The sequence below is a fragment of the Streptomyces sp. NPDC030245 genome (assembly GCF_055572995.1).
The window spans coordinates 177,205-194,886 of sequence record NZ_JBVICF010000002.1; the positions used below are offsets into that span (position 1 = coordinate 177,205).

Here is a 17,682-nt window from a genome sequence, read left to right on the forward strand (position 1 = left end):
CGGGCCCTGTGCTACCTCTCGCAGAGGGCGTCGTCGACGAGCTGCTCCGTGCGCTCGTCCCGGTCCTCCGCGACCACGTTGGTCGAGCGCATCACCATGACGCCCTTCTTGCCCTTGTCGACGAAGCCGTTGGTGTTCAGGTGGCCGAGGGTGGTGCCGCCGTGGCCCCAGTAGCCGCCTCCGCAGCTGAGCTGCGTCCACAGGATGCCGAGCCCCGCCCTCTCCATCCTCCTGCCGTCCTCCTGCGGCACGGGCACCGTCTTCAGCATCTGTGCCAGCTGCCGTTGCTGGAGCAGTTTGCCGCCGAGGAGGCTCTGCCAGAAGCGCGCGAGGTCGTTCGGGGTGGTGACGAGGTCGCCTGCCGCGTCACCCCAGGTCATGCTCAGCTCGGTGCTGTCGACGAGGCGGCCCTTGGGCTTGAACTGCTGGTAGGCCTTGGCGTGCGGCTGGGGAAGGCCGGTCTGCCTGCCCGCGGAGAAGGTGTGCTTGAGGCCGAGAGGCTTGATGATCCGGGAGCGCACCTCGTCACTCCAGTGCCGGCCCGTCACCTTCTCGATGATCATCCCGGCAAGTACGTAGCCGGTATTGGAGTAGCTCCAGCCCTTGCCGGGCTCGAAGAGGGGCGGGTTCCGCAGGGCCAGGTCGACCAGTTCGCGCGGCTGGTAGTGGTCGAAGCGGTGCTTCTGGAACTCCTCCTCGTCGGTTATGGGCAGGCTGTCGTCGTAGTCGGGCAGCCCGCTGGTGTGCTGAAGCAGTTGCCTGACGGTGATCCGCCTGCCGTCGTTGCCGTTGGCGTCGACCACTCCGGGCAGCCACCGGTGGACGGTGTCGTCGAGCCGCATGCGGCCTTCACCGACCAGTTGCAGCACGACGGTCGACACGAAGGTCTTGGTGTTGCTGCCCATACGGAAGTAACCCTGCCGCGGCATGGGCCGGTCGGTGCCGAGTTCGGCGGTGCCGCTGCGTATGGAGCGCCGTTTCTCTCCGTTCACCAGGGTGGCCTGGGCGCCCACCACTCCGTCCTTGCTGACTATGTCGTCCAGGCTTCGCTGGAGGTCCGTACGGCTGTGGCCGGAAGGGCCGGGGGCGGTGTCGGCCCAGGCGGTGGAGAGCGGTATCGCCAGCGTCGCCGTGACGGCGATCGCCGTCACGGTTCCGAGGGTGCGCAGCTGCGGCATGGTGGTTACCTCGCATGGTCTCAAGACGTGCGGCGTCCCCAACTACCGCCGTATCGACGGTAGTTAGGGTGTCGCCGGGCGACCGGGCAATGCGCCCCGTCCCAAGATCATTGACCCATGGGAGGGCAGCGGCCGACCATGGAGGAGTCCCCCTGAAGGGGGGTGTGGAGAACCCCACCCCCCTACGGCTGATGGGTGACGGAACGGTGGCCTAGGAAGCCGAGTCCAGCCTGCCGTCGCCCCGCACCGCGTACGTCACCTGCGCAGCCAGTGGCCCGCGCCGCTGACCCACCCCTCGAACAGGGCCTCGTCGCCGAAGACCTCGATGCCGTCGGCCGGAGTCGGGGTGCGGCGCTGGTACAGGAGGAGCAGGAGGTCCGTGAGGGGGCCGCGTACGGCGGTGGTCGCCTTCTTGTGGGCGCGGCTCCAGGTGACCGGTGCCTCGGTGAGGTCGATCAGCCACTCCCCCGTCCCCTCGGGGGCGTCCGTCGCGTGGAAGTGGAGTGTGCGGTCGGGGCCGAGGAGGGCGTGCAGCGCGGCCTCCGACTCGTGGGCCTGGGGCAGGGCGCTGAACTCGATCCACTCGTCGAGGCCGTCGAGTGCGACGTCCGCGTCGAGGGTGTACGTTCCGCCGACCGCCGCGGTCGCGTCGAAGCGGTGGATCACCGTTTCGTACGTCATGCGGCGGGCCCAGAAGAGCGGGGTGCCGCCCGGGGCGACGGTCCACACCTCGACCTCCGGCCCCGCTTCGCGCAAGGTGTCCGCGAATTGGGCGGCGCCCTCCGTGAGCCAGGCGGACAGTGCCGGAACGTCGTCATCCGCCTCGGGCGTGACGAGGTTGACCTGCTCGTCCGGGACGGGGCCGGTGGCCCGGGTGCGGACGACGGTCTCGGCCCAGCGGTGCGTGCCGCCCACGTGACGCAGCAGGTGGGCGAGGGTCCAGCCGGGGCACCCCGGCACGGGCACGGTGGCGTCGGCACCGGCGATGGCTGAGGTCAACAGGGCTGTCTGGTCGACGATTCGGTCGGCGTAGCGGTCGTGGACCGCGCGAAGGCTCGGACGCGTCATGTCGACACGGTAGACCACGGGTGGCGGGGTGCTGGGCATGATTTTTGCGGGGCTGGGGGGACGGACCAGGGCCGGGTCTCACGTCGACGTCGCGAGGAACTGCGTCGCCGCCAGTTCGCCGTACAGCGGGTCGGCCGCCACCAGTTCGGCGTGCGTGCCGACCGCTCGTACCTTTCCCGCGTCCATCACCACGATCCGGTCGGCCAGCGTCACCGTCGACAGGCGGTGCGCCACGACCAGGACCGTGACCTCGCGGGACACCTCGGCCACCACGTCCCGCAGTGCGAGCTCGTTGACCGCGTCGAGCTGCGAGGTCGCCTCGTCGAGCAGCAGGAGACGGGGTTTCCTGAGCAGGGCCCTGGCGATCGCCACCCGCTGTCGCTCGCCGCCGGACAGCTTGGACCCCCGGTGGCCGACCACCGTGTCGAGCCCCTCGGGCAGGCGCTCGACCACGGCGTCGAGCCGGGCGCGCACCAGCACGTCCCGCACCTCGGAGTCGGTGGCGTCGGGCGCGGCGAAGAGGAGGTTCTCGCGCAGGGTGCCCGCGAGTACGGGGGCGTCCTGCTCCACGTACCCGATGGTGGCCCGCAGCTGGGCCAGCGGCCACTCCCGCACGTCCCTGCCGTCGACCAGGATCCGGCCACCCGTCGCCTCGTAGAACCGCTCGATCAGCCCGAACACGGTCGTCTTGCCCGCGCCCGACGGACCGACGAACGCCGTCATGCCCGGGCCCGGCACGTCGAAGCTCACGCCGTGGTGGACGTAGGGGAGGTCGTCGCGGTAGCGGAAGGTGACGTCGTCGAAGGTCACGGAGGCGGGGCCGTCCGAAGCCCGGCGGGGGCCCTGCGCCGACTGCTCCGTCTGTTCCACATGCTCCGTCTGCTCCGTCTGCTCCGTCTCCAGACGTTCCGCCTGCACGATCCGTGCGATCGCCGCCGAGCCGACCTGGTACTGCGACGCCGCCTCGACCAGGCGCGACACCGGGTCGATCAGGTAGAAGAGGAAGAGCAGGAACGCCACCAGTGTCGAGACGGTGATCTCACCGGACGCGACGCGCGCGCCGCCGATTCCGAGTACCGCGAGGAACGACACCTGTACGGCGAGGCCGACCGAACTCCACGCCACCGACTGCCACTTCGCGGACCGTACCCCGTGCCGCCACGCGTCCTGCGCGGCCGCCTCCACCGCGGCCGCCTCACGCTGCTCGGCGCCGGAGGCCTTCACGGTCCGGAAGGCGCCGAACGCCCGCTCCAGAGCGGTCGAGATCGTGCCCACCGCCTCCTGCGCACGCTGTGTCGCCCGTGCGATCTTCGGCATGACCAGGGCCACCGCGCCGCCGATCAGCACGATCACGCCGAGCGTGACGGCGAGCAGCACCGGGTCCATCAGTCCCATCATCACGATCGTCGCGAGGAAGGTGAGGCCGCCGGACGCGGCGGAGACCACCGACTGCGTCGTCACGGCCCGCAGCAGGGTCGTGTCCGAGGTGACGCGTGACATCAGGTCCCCCGGCTGGGTGCGCTCCACCTCCGCGAGGCGCAGCCGCAGTAGCCGCCCGATCAGGGTGCGCCGGGCCGCCAGCACGACCGACTCGGCGGTGCGCTCCAGGACGTACGCGCCGACGGACTCGATCGCGGTGCCGAGCACCACGAGCGCGGTCAGGAGCAGCAGGACACCGGCGATGGAGTCGTCGCCGCCGAGCCGGTCCACGAGCGACTTGGCCGCGAGCGGCTGGGCGAGCCCGGTGGCCGAGCCGATCAGTGTCAGGAAGGCGCCCAGGGCGACGGTGCCGCGGTGCGGCTTGAAGTGGCGGTAGAGGGCGCGCCAGGTCTCTTTCGCGGGCAGCCGCTCAGGTTTTTCGGTGTTCTTCTTATCGGCCTGTGCGGGTCTTGGGGTGGGGGCTGAGTCGTTCACGTCTGGCAGGACGCAGCGCGGCGTGCTCCACCTGACAGGCGGGGGGGCGGGTCGTGCCGGGACCCCACCCACCTCGCACACTCCGCACAGGCTTACGACGAGTCGCCGTCCCGCGTGATTCGACCCGGCACGTCACTACCCCGGATACCGAACGGAAGTTAACCGATCAGCCGAATTCAGTGCAGTGACGATTCTGCATGAGCACGGTGGCACGGGGCGGGCGCTGAGGCTCGCGGTGGAGACGTACGCGAGCGGGAGTGGATGGGTGTGCGAGTACGGGGTCACGGAGAGGACACCGGGCGGCCGGAGCGGTCCGGTCGAGGGGCCGGGGGCGGGGGCGGGGGCCTGATCGGGCGGTCCGCGGAACTGGCCGCGCTCCGCGGGATGCTCGCCCGGAACAGGCTGGTCACCGTGGTGGGCGGCGCGGGCATCGGCAAGAGCGCCCTTGCCGCGGAGGCGGCCGCGGTGGTGGGGAGTTCGCTGGCAAACGGGGTGGTGGTGCGGGTGCGCTGGTGGGACGGGGGTTCCCCGGGGCGGGGGCGTTCGGTCGCGGGGGCGGTGGCTGAGGCGGTGGACGGTGGCGGGGTGGTGGTCGGCGAGGTGATTGCCGGGGCGGGGCGCGTCGGGGCGGTGAACTGCGGGGCGACCGACGAGGCGGGACCCCTCGCGGCGGCCGACGACTCGGCGACCGGCTGGCCAGCACCCATCGAAGCTGCCGACGACTCGGCGACCGGCGGGGGAGGTCCCAACGCAGCGGTGGACGGCAGAGCGGCCGACGAGGCGGGACCGCTCTCAGCGGCCGACGGCGCGGCGACCGGCGGGGCAGCACCCGTCGCGGCTGCCGACGGGGCAAAGGCCAACGCGGCGGCCTACGACACGACGGCCGACCAAGCTGGACCCGTCGCGGCGGCCGACGAGGCGGGACCCCTCGCGGCGGTCGACGCCGCGGTGGACGCCGGGGCGGTCGACGCCGGGGTGGCCGACGACGCGGCGGCCAGCCAGGCAGGACCCGTCGCGGCAGTGGGCGAGGCACTGTACGGCGCATCGGCCGACGAGGCCGGGCTCCTAGCGGCGGTCGACAACGGGATGGACGCCCGTGCGGCCGACGACCCGGCGACCGGCCAGGCAGCACCCAACGCGGCGGCCGACGATGCAGCCGGCGAGGCCAGCCGCCTCGCCGAGCTCGTCGCGCGCATGCGGCCCCTGCGGATGCTGCTGGTGCTCGACGACTTCGACCCCGTACGGGGCGAGTGCGTGCGGCTCGTGCGGGAGCTTCTCGACGCGGCTCCCGAGCTGCGGGTCCTGGCCACCGGGCGCCAACCCCTGGGCCTCGGCGAGGAGGCGGTGCTGCGGCTCGGACCGCTGGGGACCGCCGACACGGCCACTGACGGGCCGGACGGGCCAGTCGGACCGGACGGGCCAGACGGACCGGACGGGCCAGACGGACCGGACGGACCGGACGGACCAGACGGACCAGACGGGCCCGCCGTGGTGCTCTTCCTGGAGCGGTTGCGCGCCGCACGGCACCGCGCCGAACAGGCCGGTCCCCCGTGCGGGCCTCGCACCCCCGCCCCCGAAAGCCGGGCCGCCGCCGACGAGCTGCGGCTCGCCCGCGACATCTGCCGGCTGGTCGAAGGCGTGCCGTTGGCCGTCGAGTTGGCCGCGGCCCAAGCGGCGCGGTATCCGTTGGCGCGGCTCGCGCGGATGCTGGAGTCCGCGCAGGGCTGGCTCGGCACGGCGGACGCCCCGCTGCGCAGGCACCGCTCGCTGCGCGCCGCCGTGGGCGCCGGGTACGAGCTGTGCGGGACGGCGGAGCGGACCGTGTGGGCCCGGCTCAGCGTGTTCCCCGGCGGCTTCGACGAGGACGCGGCCGCGTACGTGTGCGCGGGCGGCGGGATCGAGGCCCACGACGTGCCGACCGCGCTGGCCCGCCTGGTTCTCGCCTCGGTACTGGAGCCCATGCGCGATCCCGGTGGCGTTCTCACGCCGCGCTACCGGATGCCCGCCGCGGCCCGCTGCTTCGGCGCCGAACGGCTGCGGTCCGCGGGAGAGACGCCCGCGGCCGTCAGCCGCCACCTCTACTGGTACGGCCACGTCGCCTCCACCGCCCACCACTTGTGGAGCACCGGGGCGCACGAACGGGCCGTCGTGCTCGTCCGGGAGGAGGAGGCCAACCTGCGTGCCGCGCTCGCCGGGGAGCCGAGCGGCGGCGACGAGGCGTCGACGATGCTCGCGCTCGCCGTCGACCTGTGGTTCTGGTGGGCGGTCTGCGGACAGGCCGAGGAGGGGCGCATCGTGCTGTGCCGTCTGCTGCCGCTCGCCCGGTCCGACACGTGGGTGTGCGGGCAGGCGCTGTGGCTGTCCGGCTGGCTCGCCGCGTGCACCGGCTCCCCGGAGGCCGCCGAACTGCTCGGCCAGGCCTGGCGCGTGGCCGTGCTCGCGGGGGACGACGCCACTGTGGGGCGGGTCTCGCACGTACTGGGCGCGCTCGCCCTGGAGGCCGGCAGGACCGAGGAGGCCATCGACCGCCTGCGGGAGGCCGCCGAAACGATTCCCGTGCACGCCGAGCACGGCCCGCCCGCCACGGTCAGCTGGGCGCTGCTCGCCGTGGCGCAGGCCGGGGGCAGACCCGCCGACGCGTGGCGCAGCGTCCGGCGCGCCTCGACGGGTCCGGAGCCGCGGCACGACCTGTGGACGCGTTCCATGACGCAGTACGCACAAGCCTTCGTCGACCACTCGCGGGGGCGCCGCAGCCGGGCCTGGCGCCGGGCCAGGAAGGCGCTCGCGGGAGCCGTCGGAGTCGTCGGAGCGGCCGATGCCCCGGCCGTCGCCGCCATGGCGGGCCCGCCCGGCGCCGCGCTCATCCATCGGCTGATCGCGGAGATCGAGGCGGGCGGCGGCCGGTAGCGGGGGCGTACCGCCCGGTCAGGGCACTTGCGGCACCCGAAACCGGCGCCGGTACTCCGTCGGCGTCGTGTTCAGGCGGCGGCGGAAGGCGCGGACGAGGGTGTCGGTCGTGCCGAAGCCGCACAGGGACGCGATGCGGTCGAGCGTGGCGTCGGAGGACTCCAGTTCGTGGCGGGCCTTCTCGACGCGCACCGACTCGATGTACGCGTGCGGGGTCATGCCCAGTTCGTTCTTGAACAGGCGGGTCAGGTGCCGGTCGCTGACGTGGGCGTACTCGGCGAGGTCCACGACGGTGAGCGGCTCGGCGATGTGCCCGAGGATGTGGTGGCGCAGGTCCTCGATGCGGCGGGTGGTGGAGACCTGCTCCAGCGGGACGCTGAACTGGCTCTGCCCGCTGGAGCGTTTGAGGTACATCACCAGTTGGCGGGCCACCCGCAGTGCGACGGCCTCACCGAGGTCGTCGGCGATCAGGGCGAGGGAGAGGTCGAGGCAGGCGCTGATCCCGGCGCCGGTCCACACATTGCCCTCGCGGATGAAGATCGGGTCTGCGTCGACCTCAACCTCCGGGTGGTCGGAGGCCAGTTGACGTGCGGTCGACCAGTGCGTGGTGGCCCGCTTGCCGTCGAGCAGCCCGGCGGCGGCGAGCAGATGCGCCCCGACGCACACCGAGGTGATCCGGCGCGTGCGCGCCGCGAGCACCTTCACCCAGTCGACCAGGGCGGGGTCGACGAGAGGGTGGACGCGCCCGTCGGCGTCGATCTCCACGGCGCCCGGCACGATGAGGGTGTTGATGCCGCGCTCGGCGGCCTCCTCGAAGGTGAGGTCGGGCAGCACACGGACGCCGGCGCCGGTGGTGACCGGGTCCATGGTCTCGGCGGCGAGGACCACGTGGTAGCCGGCGGCGTCCGCGGTCTCCCGGCGGGCCAGCGCGAACACCTCCGGCGGTCCGGTGACGTCGAGCAGGTCCACGTCCTCGAAGATCACGATCACGATGAGCCGTTTCGCGGATTCCGCCACGCTTCCCCCTGGTGTCGCTGCCGCTGTGCCACCCAACCGTAGGTCGGAATCTGCATGTTAGACGTCATTGTCGACACCGCCGCGGGCTCCTAGCGTTGTGGACACAGCCTCCCGGACCGACAAGGGCCGAGGTCGGGCTGTGTCTCCCCTACGCGATGCAAAGGCGGTACGCCCATGTCCAGGACCACGCTGCGCGAGCTGAACGGCTTCGTCCAAACGCCCGCGAAGCTGGCCGAGTCGACACTCGTCCTGATCGACTTCCAGAACACCTACACCCAGGGCGTGATGGAGCTCGACGGCTGGGAGCAGTCCCTCGACGCCGCCGCGCAGCTGCTGGCCCGGGCCCGCGCCGCCGGCACGAAGGTCGTGCACGTCATCAACGACGGCGGGGAGGGCACTCCGTACGACATCCGGGCGGAGATCGGCCAGATCCACCCGAGGGTCGCCCCTGTCGAGGGTGAGCCGGTCGTCGTCAAGCAGGTCCCGAACGCGTTCGTCGGCACCGACCTGGCGAGCCACCTCAAGGAGGGCCAGGACGTCGTCATCGCAGGGTGGATGACCCACATGTGTGTCGCGTTCACGGCGCAGGGCGCGTTCCTGAACGGCAACCGCCCCACGGTCGCCGCCGACGCCACCGCCACCCGCTCACTGCCCGTCGCGGGCACCGACGTCCCCGCCGACCAGGTGCACCAGGGCGCTCTCGCCACCATCGCCGACCTGTACGGGGTCGTCACCGCCTCTCAGAAGGAGATCGTCTGATGAAGCCGCTGCGTTCGCTCGTCGTCCTGGGCGCCGCCGCCGTGCTCGCGGCCACCATGACCGCGTGCGGTGGAGAGACCGACGCCGCCGCCCGCACCGACGGGAACGACAGGAAGCCGTCGCCGTCCGCCGACCGCAATGTCGCGAAGGACACCACGACGCTGCGCCGGCTCATGAAGCTCGACGAGACCCCGGCCAAGCTGTCCGACGCCGCGCTGGTCCTCGTCGACTACCAGAACGTCTACACCGGCGGCCCGATGGAGCTCACGGGCTGGCGCGAGTCGGTGGACAACACCAAGGACCTGCTGGGACGGGCCCGCAAGGCAGGCACGCCGGTGATCCACATCGTGGAGAAGGGCTACGACCTCAAGTCGAAGGCCGGACAGATCATTCCGGCTCTCAAGCCCGCCAAGGGCGAGGCCGTCGTCGAGAAGGCCGTCCCCAACGGCTTCCACGACACGAACCTCGCCGCGGAGCTCAAGAAGACCGGCCGCAAGAACGTCATCATCGCCGGTTTCATGACCCACATGTGCACCCTGTTCACCGCCGAGGGAGCCGTCTACAACGGCTACAACCCGACCGTGGTGGGCGACGCCTCGGCGACCCGGCCACTGCCGGTCAAGGGCAACCCCAACGGCATCCCCGCCAAGCAGGTGCACGAGTCCGCGCTCGCCACGATCCAGGACCGCTTCGGCGTCGTGGTTCCCCAGCAGAGCGACATCAAGTAGCCACCCAGGTCACTGTCTTCGGCGGGGGAAGGAACTTCGGTTCCTTCCCCCGCCGACGGGCGCGACATCCCGCGCCCCCGAAGAACCCCACACCACCAAACCCCACCCCTCACCTCCCGTCCCCCCAACCCGAAGGTCCCCCCATGAATTCGATCCCCACATCGAAGAGCCACCAGAAACAGATCAGCACAACGCGATGGAGAAAACGAAGATGGCTACCCGCAGAGGGTTCATAGGCGGCGCTACCGGTGTCGGTACGGCCGCCCTGCTCGGCTACTCGGCAGCCCCGAGCTCCGCCGCCGCGGCAGCGGACAGCGCGGCCACAGAGGCCGTCAGCCAGCAGACGGCGCGGTCGTCGATGCTCGCCGTCAACGCCGGAATGCGCGCCAACTACGCGGTTCTGAAAGCAGAACTGATCAAGCACCTCTCCCCGGTGGTCGTCGTGCAGAACGACGCCAAGGGGGGTCGATTCACCCTCGTGACCAAGGACGGGCAGCAGTCCGCCAATCCTGTGTCGGAGACGTTCGAGCTGGCGAAGTCCATCGCTCACGTCCCGCTCGGCATCTTCTCCGTGATCGCCTCCTATCTGGCGAACAAGGTGCCGAACCTGCCGAACGCCAGCCGCATCGACGCCCACGACCTCGTCATGGTGGCGTTCAACAGCACCACGTCGACGGCGTGGATCGAGCCGTTGCAGGCGTACGCCACCAAGCTCGCCACGGCCCGTCGCCAGCTCGCCTCCGCCGGCCTGCCCGCGGCGCTGACCACGTCCTGCGGCAACATCCTCGACGGCGCACAGAAGTTCATCAGCGCCTCGGTCGCGGCCAAGAAGTTCGACATGGCGTCCTTCGAGACCTTCTCCGGCAGCGTCTACCCCGACATCCGCACCAACATGGAGCACGCCTCGCAGGCCCAGATCAAGGGCGTGCAGGACATCATGAAGACCTGGCGTGCCAAGGTCGGCGAAGAGGCGTGGACCGACCTGTACTGCGTGGTCATCTCGCAGTGGACGACGAGCGTCCTCAACCAGAACACCATCATCATCAAGGACTGCATGAACGCGGCGAAGGTCGCCACCCACCTGATCGACCTGCCCGGTCTGGAGCCGCCGACGGACCCGGTCTTCACCGCGCTGGACAACCTCGCGCGGATCGTGCAGGACAACATCGCCGCCGAGATGGTCTTCCCCAAGGACACGAAGGTCGCCGACGCGCTGAAGGGCCAGCAGGACCTGCTGTCCGACGAGATCCTCATCCAGCTCGGCAGCAATACGACGACTCCGATGGCCGCGCCCAACTACAACTCCGTTGCCTCGGGTTCCGGGGTGTGCCCGGTCCCTCACTAGTCCGCGCGATGCCGTCGGCTCCGGGGCGCGCGCACCCGGGGCCGGTGGCCCGGCCGGTTCACCGGCTGCGGGCGGAGCAGGGCGGGATCGATCCGGGGTGCCCCCTTCCACGCGGACCGGCACGACGGTATGTTGGTGATAGTCCGTGGTCGATGGGGTGTTGTTAGCGCAGCATCCGACCTACCGGTGTTCTCTCGGGCCCAGGTTGGGGCTCTTTCGCCAGCGGCTGTCATCCGCGGGAGTCTGCGCCCGCTAAACAACTCCGCTGCCGCCACCATGGCTTCCCCCCCAAGCCGCCCCTTGCGCGCGTGCGCAGCGGTGCCTCCCCCCGGGAGACGCAATGCGCGGCTACTTCGCCGATGAACTCATGCTCATGCTGCCCTTGTCCGACGCTCCCGGTGTACGACTGTGGGGCGAGGTCTTCAGTCCCCATCGCGGCCCCGTGGTCCTGGCCCTGACCGAGGAAGCCTCTCGCACCGACGAGATCGTCCTTGATCTCACCGACGTCCGCTTCATCTCGAACAGCATCCTGGACATCCTGACGGTCCTGGCCCGCCGTCTCGCCCCGCCCCAGTGCCTCCTCGTCAAGGCCGGCGCCGACCTCGACCTGAGAGAGCGGACCGCCGCCCGCGGCTGGGACGAGATCGAGACCGTCCGCCTGGAGGAGATCAGCGCGTGATCGCGCCCAGCAGCGCCTTGGCGCACAGGTCCCGCACCTGTTCCCGTGACAGGTCGGGCTCCTCCAGCCACTCCAGGCAGACCGCCACCATGAACGCGAGCCAGCCGCGCACCGCGAGGCGCAGCACGGGCAGGTCCCGCGTGATGTCCGCGGCGCCCGGGTCCGCGGCGAGGGCGGCGAGGATCTGCCGCTCCTGGGCCGCGAGACCGTTGCGGTAGACCTCGCGGACCAGCGGGTCGCCCGCGGCCTCGGCCCGGTGGAAGGCGCGGAAGCCCTGCGCGTGACTCTCCACGTACCCGAGGAAGGCGTCGAGTCCCGCGCTCACCTGCTCCCGCACCGGCAGCCCCGGCACGGCCGCCGTCAGGCGCAGCATGCGCTCGCTCTCGCGGTGCACGACGGCGGCGAAGAAGTCCCGTTTGGTCGGGAAGTAGTGGTACAGGAGGCCCCGCGAGACACCGGCGATCTCGGCCACCCGCTCGATCCACACGTCGTCGTAGGGCTTCTGCGCGAAGAGCCGCGCCCCGACCGAGAGCAGCTGCTCACGCCGCTCCTCGGTGCTCAGCCTGCGGCGCGTGCGCTCCTGGGGGTTCGCGGCCATGCCAGCACCTTACTTGACGCGAATTCAATAGCGGTACCACACTGGGATCTCCTATTGAATCCACGTACAACAGGCCCAACGGGCCCGTCGGACAAGGGAGATGGGCACATGGCGCAGACGACGCGGTCAGCGGCGGCGGAGAGTCCGGACGGGCGGCCCGCGCCCGAGGCTCCCCCGAAGGGGTTCCGCAGCGCCGAGCTCGGCTGGCCCGAGCTGCACCGCATCCCGCACCCGCCGCACCGCCTGCCGCTGCTCGGCGACCTCCTCGGCGCGAACGTCCGCACGCCGTTGCAGGACTCGATGCGGATGGCGCGCAGGCTCGGCCCCATCTTCCGGCGCAAGGCGTTCGGCAAGGAGTTCGTCTTCGTGTGGGGCGCCGAGCTCGCCGCGGACATGGCCGACGAGTCGAGGTTCGCCAAACACGTGGGCCTCGGCGTCGCCAACCTCCGTCCGGTGGCGGGCGACGGCCTCTTCACCGCGTACAACCACGAGCCCAACTGGCAGCTCGCGCACGACATACTCGCGCCGGGGTTCAGCCGCGAGGCGATGGCGGGCTACCACCCGCTGATGCTGGACGTCGCCCGGCAGCTGACCGCCCGCTGGGACGAACGCGAGACGGCGGGCCGGGCGGTGGACGTGCCGGGTGACATGACGAAGCTGACGCTGGAGACGATAGCCCGTACCGGATTCGGGCACGACTTCGGCTCCTTCGAGCGCTCGGCGCCGCACCCGTTCGTGTCGGCGATGGTGGGCACGCTCTCCTTCGCCCAGCGCCGCAATGTCGTGCCGCCCCTGCTGACCCCGCTGGTGCTGCGCGGAGCCGAGCGGCGCAACGACGCCGACATGGCCTACCTCAACCGCACGGTCGACGCGGTGATCGCGGCCCGGCGCGCCGCGCCCGGGTCGGGCGGCCAGGGCGACCTGCTCGACCGCATGCTGGAGGTCGCCCACCCGGAGACCGGCGAGCGGCTCACTCCGGAGAACATCCGCCGCCAGGTCATCACCTTCCTGGTCGCCGGCCACGAGACGACATCCGGCGCACTGTCGTTCGCGCTCCACTACCTGTCACGCTCCCCGGAAGTGCTCGCCCGCGCGCGGGCCGAGGTCGACGAGGTCTGGGGCGCCGAGGGGGAGCCCGCGTACGAACAGGTGGCCAAGCTGCGGTACGTGCGCCGGGTGCTCGACGAGTCGCTGCGGCTGTGGCCCACCGCGCCCGGGTTCGCCCGCGAGGCCCGCGTCGACACCACGCTCGGCGGCGTCCACCCGATGCGCCGCGGCGCGTGGGCGCTGGTCCTCGCGACGATGCTGCACCGCGATCCCGCGGCGTGGGGCGAGCGTCCCGAGGAGTTCGACCCCGACCGGTTCGCCCCTTCGGCCGTACGCGGACGGCCGCCCCATGTCTTCAAGCCGTTCGGCACGGGAGCACGGGCCTGTATCGGACGTCAGTTCGCGCTGCACGAGGCGACCTTGGTCCTCGGCCTGCTCCTCCGCCGCTACGACCTGCACGCCGATCCGGCCTACCGGCTGCGCGTCGCCGAGCGCCTCACCCTCATGCCGGACGGCCTCACCCTGCGGCTCACCCGCCGCGCCCGGACGGCATAGAGGGCCAATTGTCAGACCCGTGCGCGAGAGTGGAGACGGCATCCCCCGATGCCGACCACGCCACCGAGCACGAAGGAGCCGCTCGACATGACCGGCACGACGTCCGAGGAACTGCTCGCCGCGCAGGCCTGCTTGCGCCTGCTGCACACGGCGCGCGCCGCGCTCTCCGACTCCGCGTCGGTCTCCCCCGTGGCCGCGGCGACGCTGCTCGCGGGGCCGATCGCGGAGGCCGACGAAGCGCTGCGCCGCGCGGGCCTCGCGGGCAACGAGGCGGTGCTCATCGACCGGATCTACGATCTCGCGCCGCCCCCGCGAGCCACCGGTCCGGGGCCGTCCGAGGGGCGGACCCCGATGCCCCGCGCACGGGAAAGGAGCCAGTCATGAGCGCCGACCAGGGCAACGCCTCGTACGGGCACAAGGAGTTCAAGCGTTCCAAGAGCCACTTCGCCGACCGCGTCACCGCGGACGGCAGGGACGGCTGGCCCGCCGAGGCGGGCCGCTACCGCCTGGTGGTGAGCCGGGCCTGCCCGTGGGCCGGCCGGGCCCTCATCGCGCGCCGGCTGCTCGGCCTGGAGGGCGCGCTCTCCCTGGCCGTCACCGATCCGATCCAGGACGACCGGAGCTGGCGGTTCACGCTGGATGCCGACGACCGCGACCCGGTCCTCGGCATCCACTTCCTCAGCGAGGCGTACGAGGCCCGCGAGAGCGGATATCCGGGCGGCGTCAGCGTCCCCGCCATCGTGGACGTCCCGAGCGGCAAACTCGTCACGAACGACTTCCAGCAGATCACCCTGGACTTCGCCACGGAGTGGACGGCCCTGCACCGCGAAGGCGCGCCGGACCTCTACCCCGGGCCGCTGCGCGACGAGATCGACTCGGTCATGGAGGGCATCTACCGCGACGTCAACAACGGCGTGTACCGCTCGGGTTTCGCCCCGGACCAGGCCACGTACGAATCGGCGTGCCGCGACGTCTTCCGCCGCCTCGAACTCACCTCCGAGCGGCTGGCCAACCGCCGGTATCTCGTCGGCGACACCATCACGGAAGCGGACATCCGGCTGTTCTGCACCCTGGTGCGGTTCGACGCGGTCTACCACGGCCACTTCAAGTGCAACCGCCGGAAGCTGGCCGAGGACCCGGTGCTGTGGGCGTACGCCAGGGATCTGTTCCAGACCCCCGGGTTCGGCGACACCATCGACTTCGACCACATCAAGCGGCACTACTACGAAGTACACACCGGCATCAACCCGACAGGCATCGTGCCGCTGGGCCCCGACCTCTCCGGGTGGCTGACACCACATCACCGGGAGCAGCTGGGCGGCCGCCCCTTCAGCGACGGCACGCCTCCGGGACCCGTGCCCGCCGGGGAGGAGGTGCCGCCGACGGGACGCCCCTGATTCCGCCCCGGGACGGGGTCACCCGGCCCGCCGCTCAAGAACCCGTTCGACCGCCTTCACCACCTGTCCGGCGCCGTCCTCCGTCGCCAGCACCCCGGCGAGGCGGTCGGCGGCCCGTCCGTACGCGTCTTCGCGCACCACGCGGCGGAGCGCATCGGCGAGGCGGGGTGCCGTGAGCCGCCCGAACGGGATCGGGTCGGCCGCCGCCCCCAGGGAGGCGAGCCGGGCCGCCCAGAACGGCTGGTCCGCGGTGACCGGCACGGGGACGGCGGCGACACCCGCACGCAGCGCGGCCGCCGACGTCCCGGCCCCCGCGTGGTGCACCACGGCCGCCACCCGGGGGAACAGCAGGGCGTGCGGCACCTCGCCGACGGTGAGGACGTCGTCGCCGGACGCGGCGAGCCCCGCCCTGCCCGCCTGGAGCACCCCTCGCAGCCCGGCCGCGCGCAGCGCCGCCACCGCGATCCCGCTCAGCCGCTCGCCCTCCCCCGCCACCATGCTGCCGAACCCGATGAACACCGGCGGCGGCCCGGCCCGCAGGAAGTCGTCGAGCTCCGGCGGCAGCGGGTCCCTCGGGTCGTGGTGGGGCCACCAGTTGCCGACGACGTCGAGTCCGGCGCGCCAGTCCGCCGGCCTCGGCACCACGGCCGGGCTGAAGCCGTGCAGCACCGGCAGGCCCGCCCGCTCCTGCCGGGCGCGGACCACGCGGGGCTCGGTGGCGGGCAGGGAGAGGCGGGCGCGCAGGTCACGTACGGCGTCGGCGTAGACCCGGTCGACCATGCGCAGGGAGAAGGCGCCGAGGACACGGTTCCCGAAGCCGCCGAGCGACCGCGTGCCGCCGATGACGGGCGGAAACTCCCGTGTGGGGTGCGTGGGTTGGAGATACGCGCCCAGGGCCGGCACATCCATCGCCTCGGCCAACTGCCAGCCGAGCGGCGCCGTGGTGGTGGAGAGCACCAGCAGGTCCGCGCCCCGCACGGCCGCGTCGACGAGGCCGCCCCCGAGGTCACGGACGAAGACGGAGGCAGCTCGCATGAGCTCCTTGCGTCCGCCGGTGGCCTGTCGCCCGCCGGTGCCCTGTCGTCCACCGGCATCGGCGGGCAGCTCGCGGAACCTCAGGCCCGCGGCCTCGACGAGCGGCGCGAAGGAGCCGTGCGTGGCGAGGGCGACGTCGTATCCGACTTCGCGGAGCCGGAAGCCCAGACCGGTGTAGGGGGCGACATCGCCGTACGAACCGGCCGCGGCGATCAGGATGCGCGTCATCGGCTTCCTTCGGGAAAGGAGGGAGAGGAGGAGGCGGGGGAAGAGCAGGGAGCTGAGGGAGCGGGCGGAACACTCTCACCCTCAGGTTTAGCGTCAGTGTTTATCTCGTTGTCACATGAGGCCCGAGACCTGACCCGGGCCTCGGCATTCGCTTCCACCGCCGTCCGCAGATACGCGGCGAGCCCCGGTCGTTGCTGAGGCTGTGGCACCACGAGGGCGAAGGCGCGGGGATCCGTGGCGAAGTCGTCCGCGATGCGCAGATGCATCGCGGGCGGGCACGGCGTGAACCAGCGGGAGATGTGCTGCCGGTGCGCCTCGGCGAGTTCCCGCGCCCGCGCACCATCCGCGGGCTCCCCCGCGTCGAAGGCGGCGAGCAGTTCCTCCCGCCACCGGGCGGCCTCGCTCATGAGCCGCGCCCAGTCCTCCTTGGTGTGGTCGGCGGCGCTCTTCATGGCCGCGCGATGGCCCGCGCTGCCCTGCCACTTCAGCTCGGCCTCGGTGGCGTAGCTCAGGTCGAAGGCGATCTCACCGAACACCTCGAACCGTTCCCGCGGAGTGAGGCTCACCCCGGTCTGCTGCACCTCCATGGCCCGCTCGGCGACCTCCACCAGACGCTCCAGCTTGTCGATCTGTTCGCGCAGCGCCCGGCGCCTGGCCTTGAGCTGGGCAAGGGCGTTGGCCTGGGGGTCGGCCAGGATCTCGGCGATCTCGTCGAGGGTGAAGCCGAGTTCGCGGTAGAAGAGGATCTGCTGGAGCCGGGCCAGATCGGCGTCGCCGTAGAGGCGGTAGCCGCCGGGGCTGCGCTCGCCGGGCGTGAGCAGCCCGGCCCGGTCGTAGTGGTGCAGGGTGCGGACGGTGATCCCCGCGAAACCGGCGACCTGACCGACGGTGTAACTCATGGACCTCGCCTTTCGTCGACGCACAGCCTGCAACCTGACGTGACGTGAGGGTCAACCGAAGGCCGACCGCACCCCGGAAGCCGACCAAGTTGTTAATGGGATTCATTTTCATATAGCGTGCTGCCCTGCACCCCCCTACTCCCCCAAGGAGGACCTCATGGCCGTACCGAAGCGGAAGATGTCGCGCAGCAACACCCGGCACCGCCGCGCCCAGTGGAAGGCCACCACCCCGCAGCTGGTGCCCGTCACCGTCGACGGCGTGCCGCACATGGTGCCCCAGCGTCTGGTCAAGGCGTACGAGCGCGGCTTGCTGCGCCCGGAGAGCTGA

Annotated in this window: 16 protein-coding genes; 9 read left to right on the forward strand and 7 right to left on the reverse strand. The window is 71.7% G+C overall.

Going from position 1 to position 17,682, the window contains the following annotated elements:
• Positions 1–11: 11 nt before the first annotated feature.
• The 3 genes from ACZ4Z4_RS05440 to ACZ4Z4_RS05450 all read right to left on the reverse strand — a co-directional run bounded on the left by ACZ4Z4_RS05440 (position 12) and on the right by ACZ4Z4_RS05450 (position 4,091).
• Positions 12–1,178: a serine hydrolase domain-containing protein gene (locus tag ACZ4Z4_RS05440; protein ID WP_468322538.1), complete on the reverse strand. Its 1,167-nt coding sequence runs from the start codon at positions 1,176–1,178 to the stop codon at positions 12–14.
• 255 nt (positions 1,179–1,433) lie between these two features.
• Entirely contained in the window at positions 1,434–2,246 is an 813-nt protein-coding gene (locus ACZ4Z4_RS05445) for a maleylpyruvate isomerase family mycothiol-dependent enzyme (protein WP_468322541.1), read from the reverse strand.
• 78 nt (positions 2,247–2,324) lie between these two features.
• Positions 2,325–4,091 carry an ABC transporter ATP-binding protein gene (locus ACZ4Z4_RS05450; RefSeq protein WP_468324129.1) on the reverse strand — a complete coding sequence of 589 codons (1,767 nt, stop codon included), beginning with the start codon at positions 4,089–4,091 and terminating at the stop codon, positions 2,325–2,327.
• A gap of 453 nt (positions 4,092–4,544) precedes the next feature.
• Here ACZ4Z4_RS05450 and ACZ4Z4_RS05455 point away from each other — a divergent pair, with 453 nt between their 5' ends.
• The gene (locus tag ACZ4Z4_RS05455) at positions 4,545–7,067 is read left to right on the forward strand and encodes an ATP-binding protein (RefSeq protein ID WP_468322543.1); all 2,523 of its coding nucleotides are present in this window, start codon (positions 4,545–4,547) and stop codon (positions 7,065–7,067) included.
• A gap of 18 nt (positions 7,068–7,085) precedes the next feature.
• On the opposite strand, the gene ACZ4Z4_RS05460 is transcribed toward ACZ4Z4_RS05455, so the two are convergent.
• Positions 7,086–8,084 carry a GlxA family transcriptional regulator gene (locus tag ACZ4Z4_RS05460; protein WP_468322547.1) on the reverse strand — a complete coding sequence of 333 codons (999 nt, stop codon included), beginning with the start codon at positions 8,082–8,084 and terminating at the stop codon, positions 7,086–7,088.
• Positions 8,085–8,258: 174 nt separating this feature from the next.
• On the opposite strand from ACZ4Z4_RS05460, the gene ACZ4Z4_RS05465 reads away from it, so the two are divergent.
• From ACZ4Z4_RS05465 to ACZ4Z4_RS05480, 4 genes are all read left to right on the forward strand, one after another.
• Positions 8,259–8,843 (forward strand): isochorismatase family protein, encoded by a 585-nt coding sequence (locus ACZ4Z4_RS05465; protein ID WP_468322550.1) that lies wholly within the window; start codon positions 8,259–8,261, stop codon positions 8,841–8,843.
• Complete coding sequence (locus ACZ4Z4_RS05470; protein ID WP_468322553.1) at positions 8,843–9,571, forward strand: cysteine hydrolase family protein; 729 nt, start codon at positions 8,843–8,845, stop codon at positions 9,569–9,571. The genes ACZ4Z4_RS05465 and ACZ4Z4_RS05470 overlap by 1 nt, the downstream gene beginning before the upstream one ends.
• A gap of 211 nt (positions 9,572–9,782) precedes the next feature.
• On the forward strand, positions 9,783–10,916 hold the full coding sequence (locus ACZ4Z4_RS05475) for a hypothetical protein (RefSeq protein ID WP_468322555.1): 1,134 nt from the start codon (positions 9,783–9,785) through the stop codon (positions 10,914–10,916).
• A 340-nt stretch (positions 10,917–11,256) separates the two neighbouring features.
• Positions 11,257–11,595 (forward strand): hypothetical protein, encoded by a 339-nt coding sequence (locus ACZ4Z4_RS05480; protein WP_468322557.1) that lies wholly within the window; start codon positions 11,257–11,259, stop codon positions 11,593–11,595.
• On the opposite strand, the gene ACZ4Z4_RS05485 is transcribed toward ACZ4Z4_RS05480, so the two are convergent.
• Positions 11,585–12,193 (reverse strand): TetR/AcrR family transcriptional regulator, encoded by a 609-nt coding sequence (locus ACZ4Z4_RS05485; RefSeq protein ID WP_468322559.1) that lies wholly within the window; start codon positions 12,191–12,193, stop codon positions 11,585–11,587. The two genes, ACZ4Z4_RS05480 and ACZ4Z4_RS05485, sit on opposite strands and share 11 nt — an antisense overlap.
• A 108-nt stretch (positions 12,194–12,301) precedes the next feature.
• Here ACZ4Z4_RS05485 and ACZ4Z4_RS05490 point away from each other — a divergent pair, with 108 nt between their 5' ends.
• The 3 genes from ACZ4Z4_RS05490 (at position 12,302) to ACZ4Z4_RS05500 (ending at position 15,192) form a co-directional block, all read left to right on the forward strand.
• Positions 12,302–13,795, forward strand: a complete 1,494-nt coding sequence (locus tag ACZ4Z4_RS05490) for a cytochrome P450 (protein ID WP_468322562.1) — start codon at positions 12,302–12,304, stop codon at positions 13,793–13,795.
• An 87-nt stretch (positions 13,796–13,882) separates the two neighbouring features.
• Complete coding sequence (locus ACZ4Z4_RS05495) at positions 13,883–14,179, forward strand: hypothetical protein (protein ID WP_468322565.1); 297 nt, start codon at positions 13,883–13,885, stop codon at positions 14,177–14,179.
• Positions 14,176–15,192, forward strand: coding sequence for a glutathione S-transferase family protein (locus tag ACZ4Z4_RS05500; RefSeq protein WP_468322568.1), 1,017 nt, complete (start codon positions 14,176–14,178; stop codon positions 15,190–15,192). The genes ACZ4Z4_RS05495 and ACZ4Z4_RS05500 overlap by 4 nt, the downstream gene beginning before the upstream one ends.
• An 18-nt stretch (positions 15,193–15,210) precedes the next feature.
• On the opposite strand, the gene ACZ4Z4_RS05505 is transcribed toward ACZ4Z4_RS05500, so the two are convergent.
• Positions 15,211–16,455 (reverse strand): glycosyltransferase, encoded by a 1,245-nt coding sequence (locus ACZ4Z4_RS05505; protein WP_468322571.1) that lies wholly within the window; start codon positions 16,453–16,455, stop codon positions 15,211–15,213.
• Positions 16,452–17,354: a MerR family transcriptional regulator gene (locus ACZ4Z4_RS05510; RefSeq protein ID WP_468322574.1), complete on the reverse strand. Its 903-nt coding sequence runs from the start codon at positions 17,352–17,354 to the stop codon at positions 16,452–16,454. The genes ACZ4Z4_RS05505 and ACZ4Z4_RS05510 overlap by 4 nt, the downstream gene beginning before the upstream one ends.
• 157 nt (positions 17,355–17,511) lie before the next feature.
• On the opposite strand from ACZ4Z4_RS05510, the gene rpmF reads away from it, so the two are divergent.
• Entirely contained in the window at positions 17,512–17,682 is a 171-nt protein-coding gene (rpmF, locus tag ACZ4Z4_RS05515) for a 50S ribosomal protein L32 (RefSeq protein WP_398304371.1), read from the forward strand.

Coding starts and splice junctions, on each gene's coding strand:
- rpmF (WP_398304371.1), top strand. CDS start 17,512: ATGGCCGTACCGAAGCGGAAGATGTCGCGCAGCAACACCCGGCACCGC.
- ACZ4Z4_RS05485 (WP_468322559.1), bottom strand. CDS start 12,193: ATGGCCGCGAACCCCCAGGAGCGCACGCGCCGCAGGCTGAGCACCGAG.
- ACZ4Z4_RS05480 (WP_468322557.1), top strand. CDS start 11,257: ATGCGCGGCTACTTCGCCGATGAACTCATGCTCATGCTGCCCTTGTCC.
- ACZ4Z4_RS05440 (WP_468322538.1), bottom strand. CDS start 1,178: ATGCCGCAGCTGCGCACCCTCGGAACCGTGACGGCGATCGCCGTCACG.
- ACZ4Z4_RS05465 (WP_468322550.1), top strand. CDS start 8,259: ATGTCCAGGACCACGCTGCGCGAGCTGAACGGCTTCGTCCAAACGCCC.
- ACZ4Z4_RS05475 (WP_468322555.1), top strand. CDS start 9,783: ATGGCTACCCGCAGAGGGTTCATAGGCGGCGCTACCGGTGTCGGTACG.
- ACZ4Z4_RS05470 (WP_468322553.1), top strand. CDS start 8,843: ATGAAGCCGCTGCGTTCGCTCGTCGTCCTGGGCGCCGCCGCCGTGCTC.
- ACZ4Z4_RS05495 (WP_468322565.1), top strand. CDS start 13,883: ATGACCGGCACGACGTCCGAGGAACTGCTCGCCGCGCAGGCCTGCTTG.
- ACZ4Z4_RS05490 (WP_468322562.1), top strand. CDS start 12,302: ATGGCGCAGACGACGCGGTCAGCGGCGGCGGAGAGTCCGGACGGGCGG.
- ACZ4Z4_RS05445 (WP_468322541.1), bottom strand. CDS start 2,246: ATGACGCGTCCGAGCCTTCGCGCGGTCCACGACCGCTACGCCGACCGA.
- ACZ4Z4_RS05500 (WP_468322568.1), top strand. CDS start 14,176: ATGAGCGCCGACCAGGGCAACGCCTCGTACGGGCACAAGGAGTTCAAG.
- ACZ4Z4_RS05505 (WP_468322571.1), bottom strand. CDS start 16,455: ATGACGCGCATCCTGATCGCCGCGGCCGGTTCGTACGGCGATGTCGCC.
- ACZ4Z4_RS05455 (WP_468322543.1), top strand. CDS start 4,545: ATGCTCGCCCGGAACAGGCTGGTCACCGTGGTGGGCGGCGCGGGCATC.
- ACZ4Z4_RS05510 (WP_468322574.1), bottom strand. CDS start 17,354: ATGAGTTACACCGTCGGTCAGGTCGCCGGTTTCGCGGGGATCACCGTC.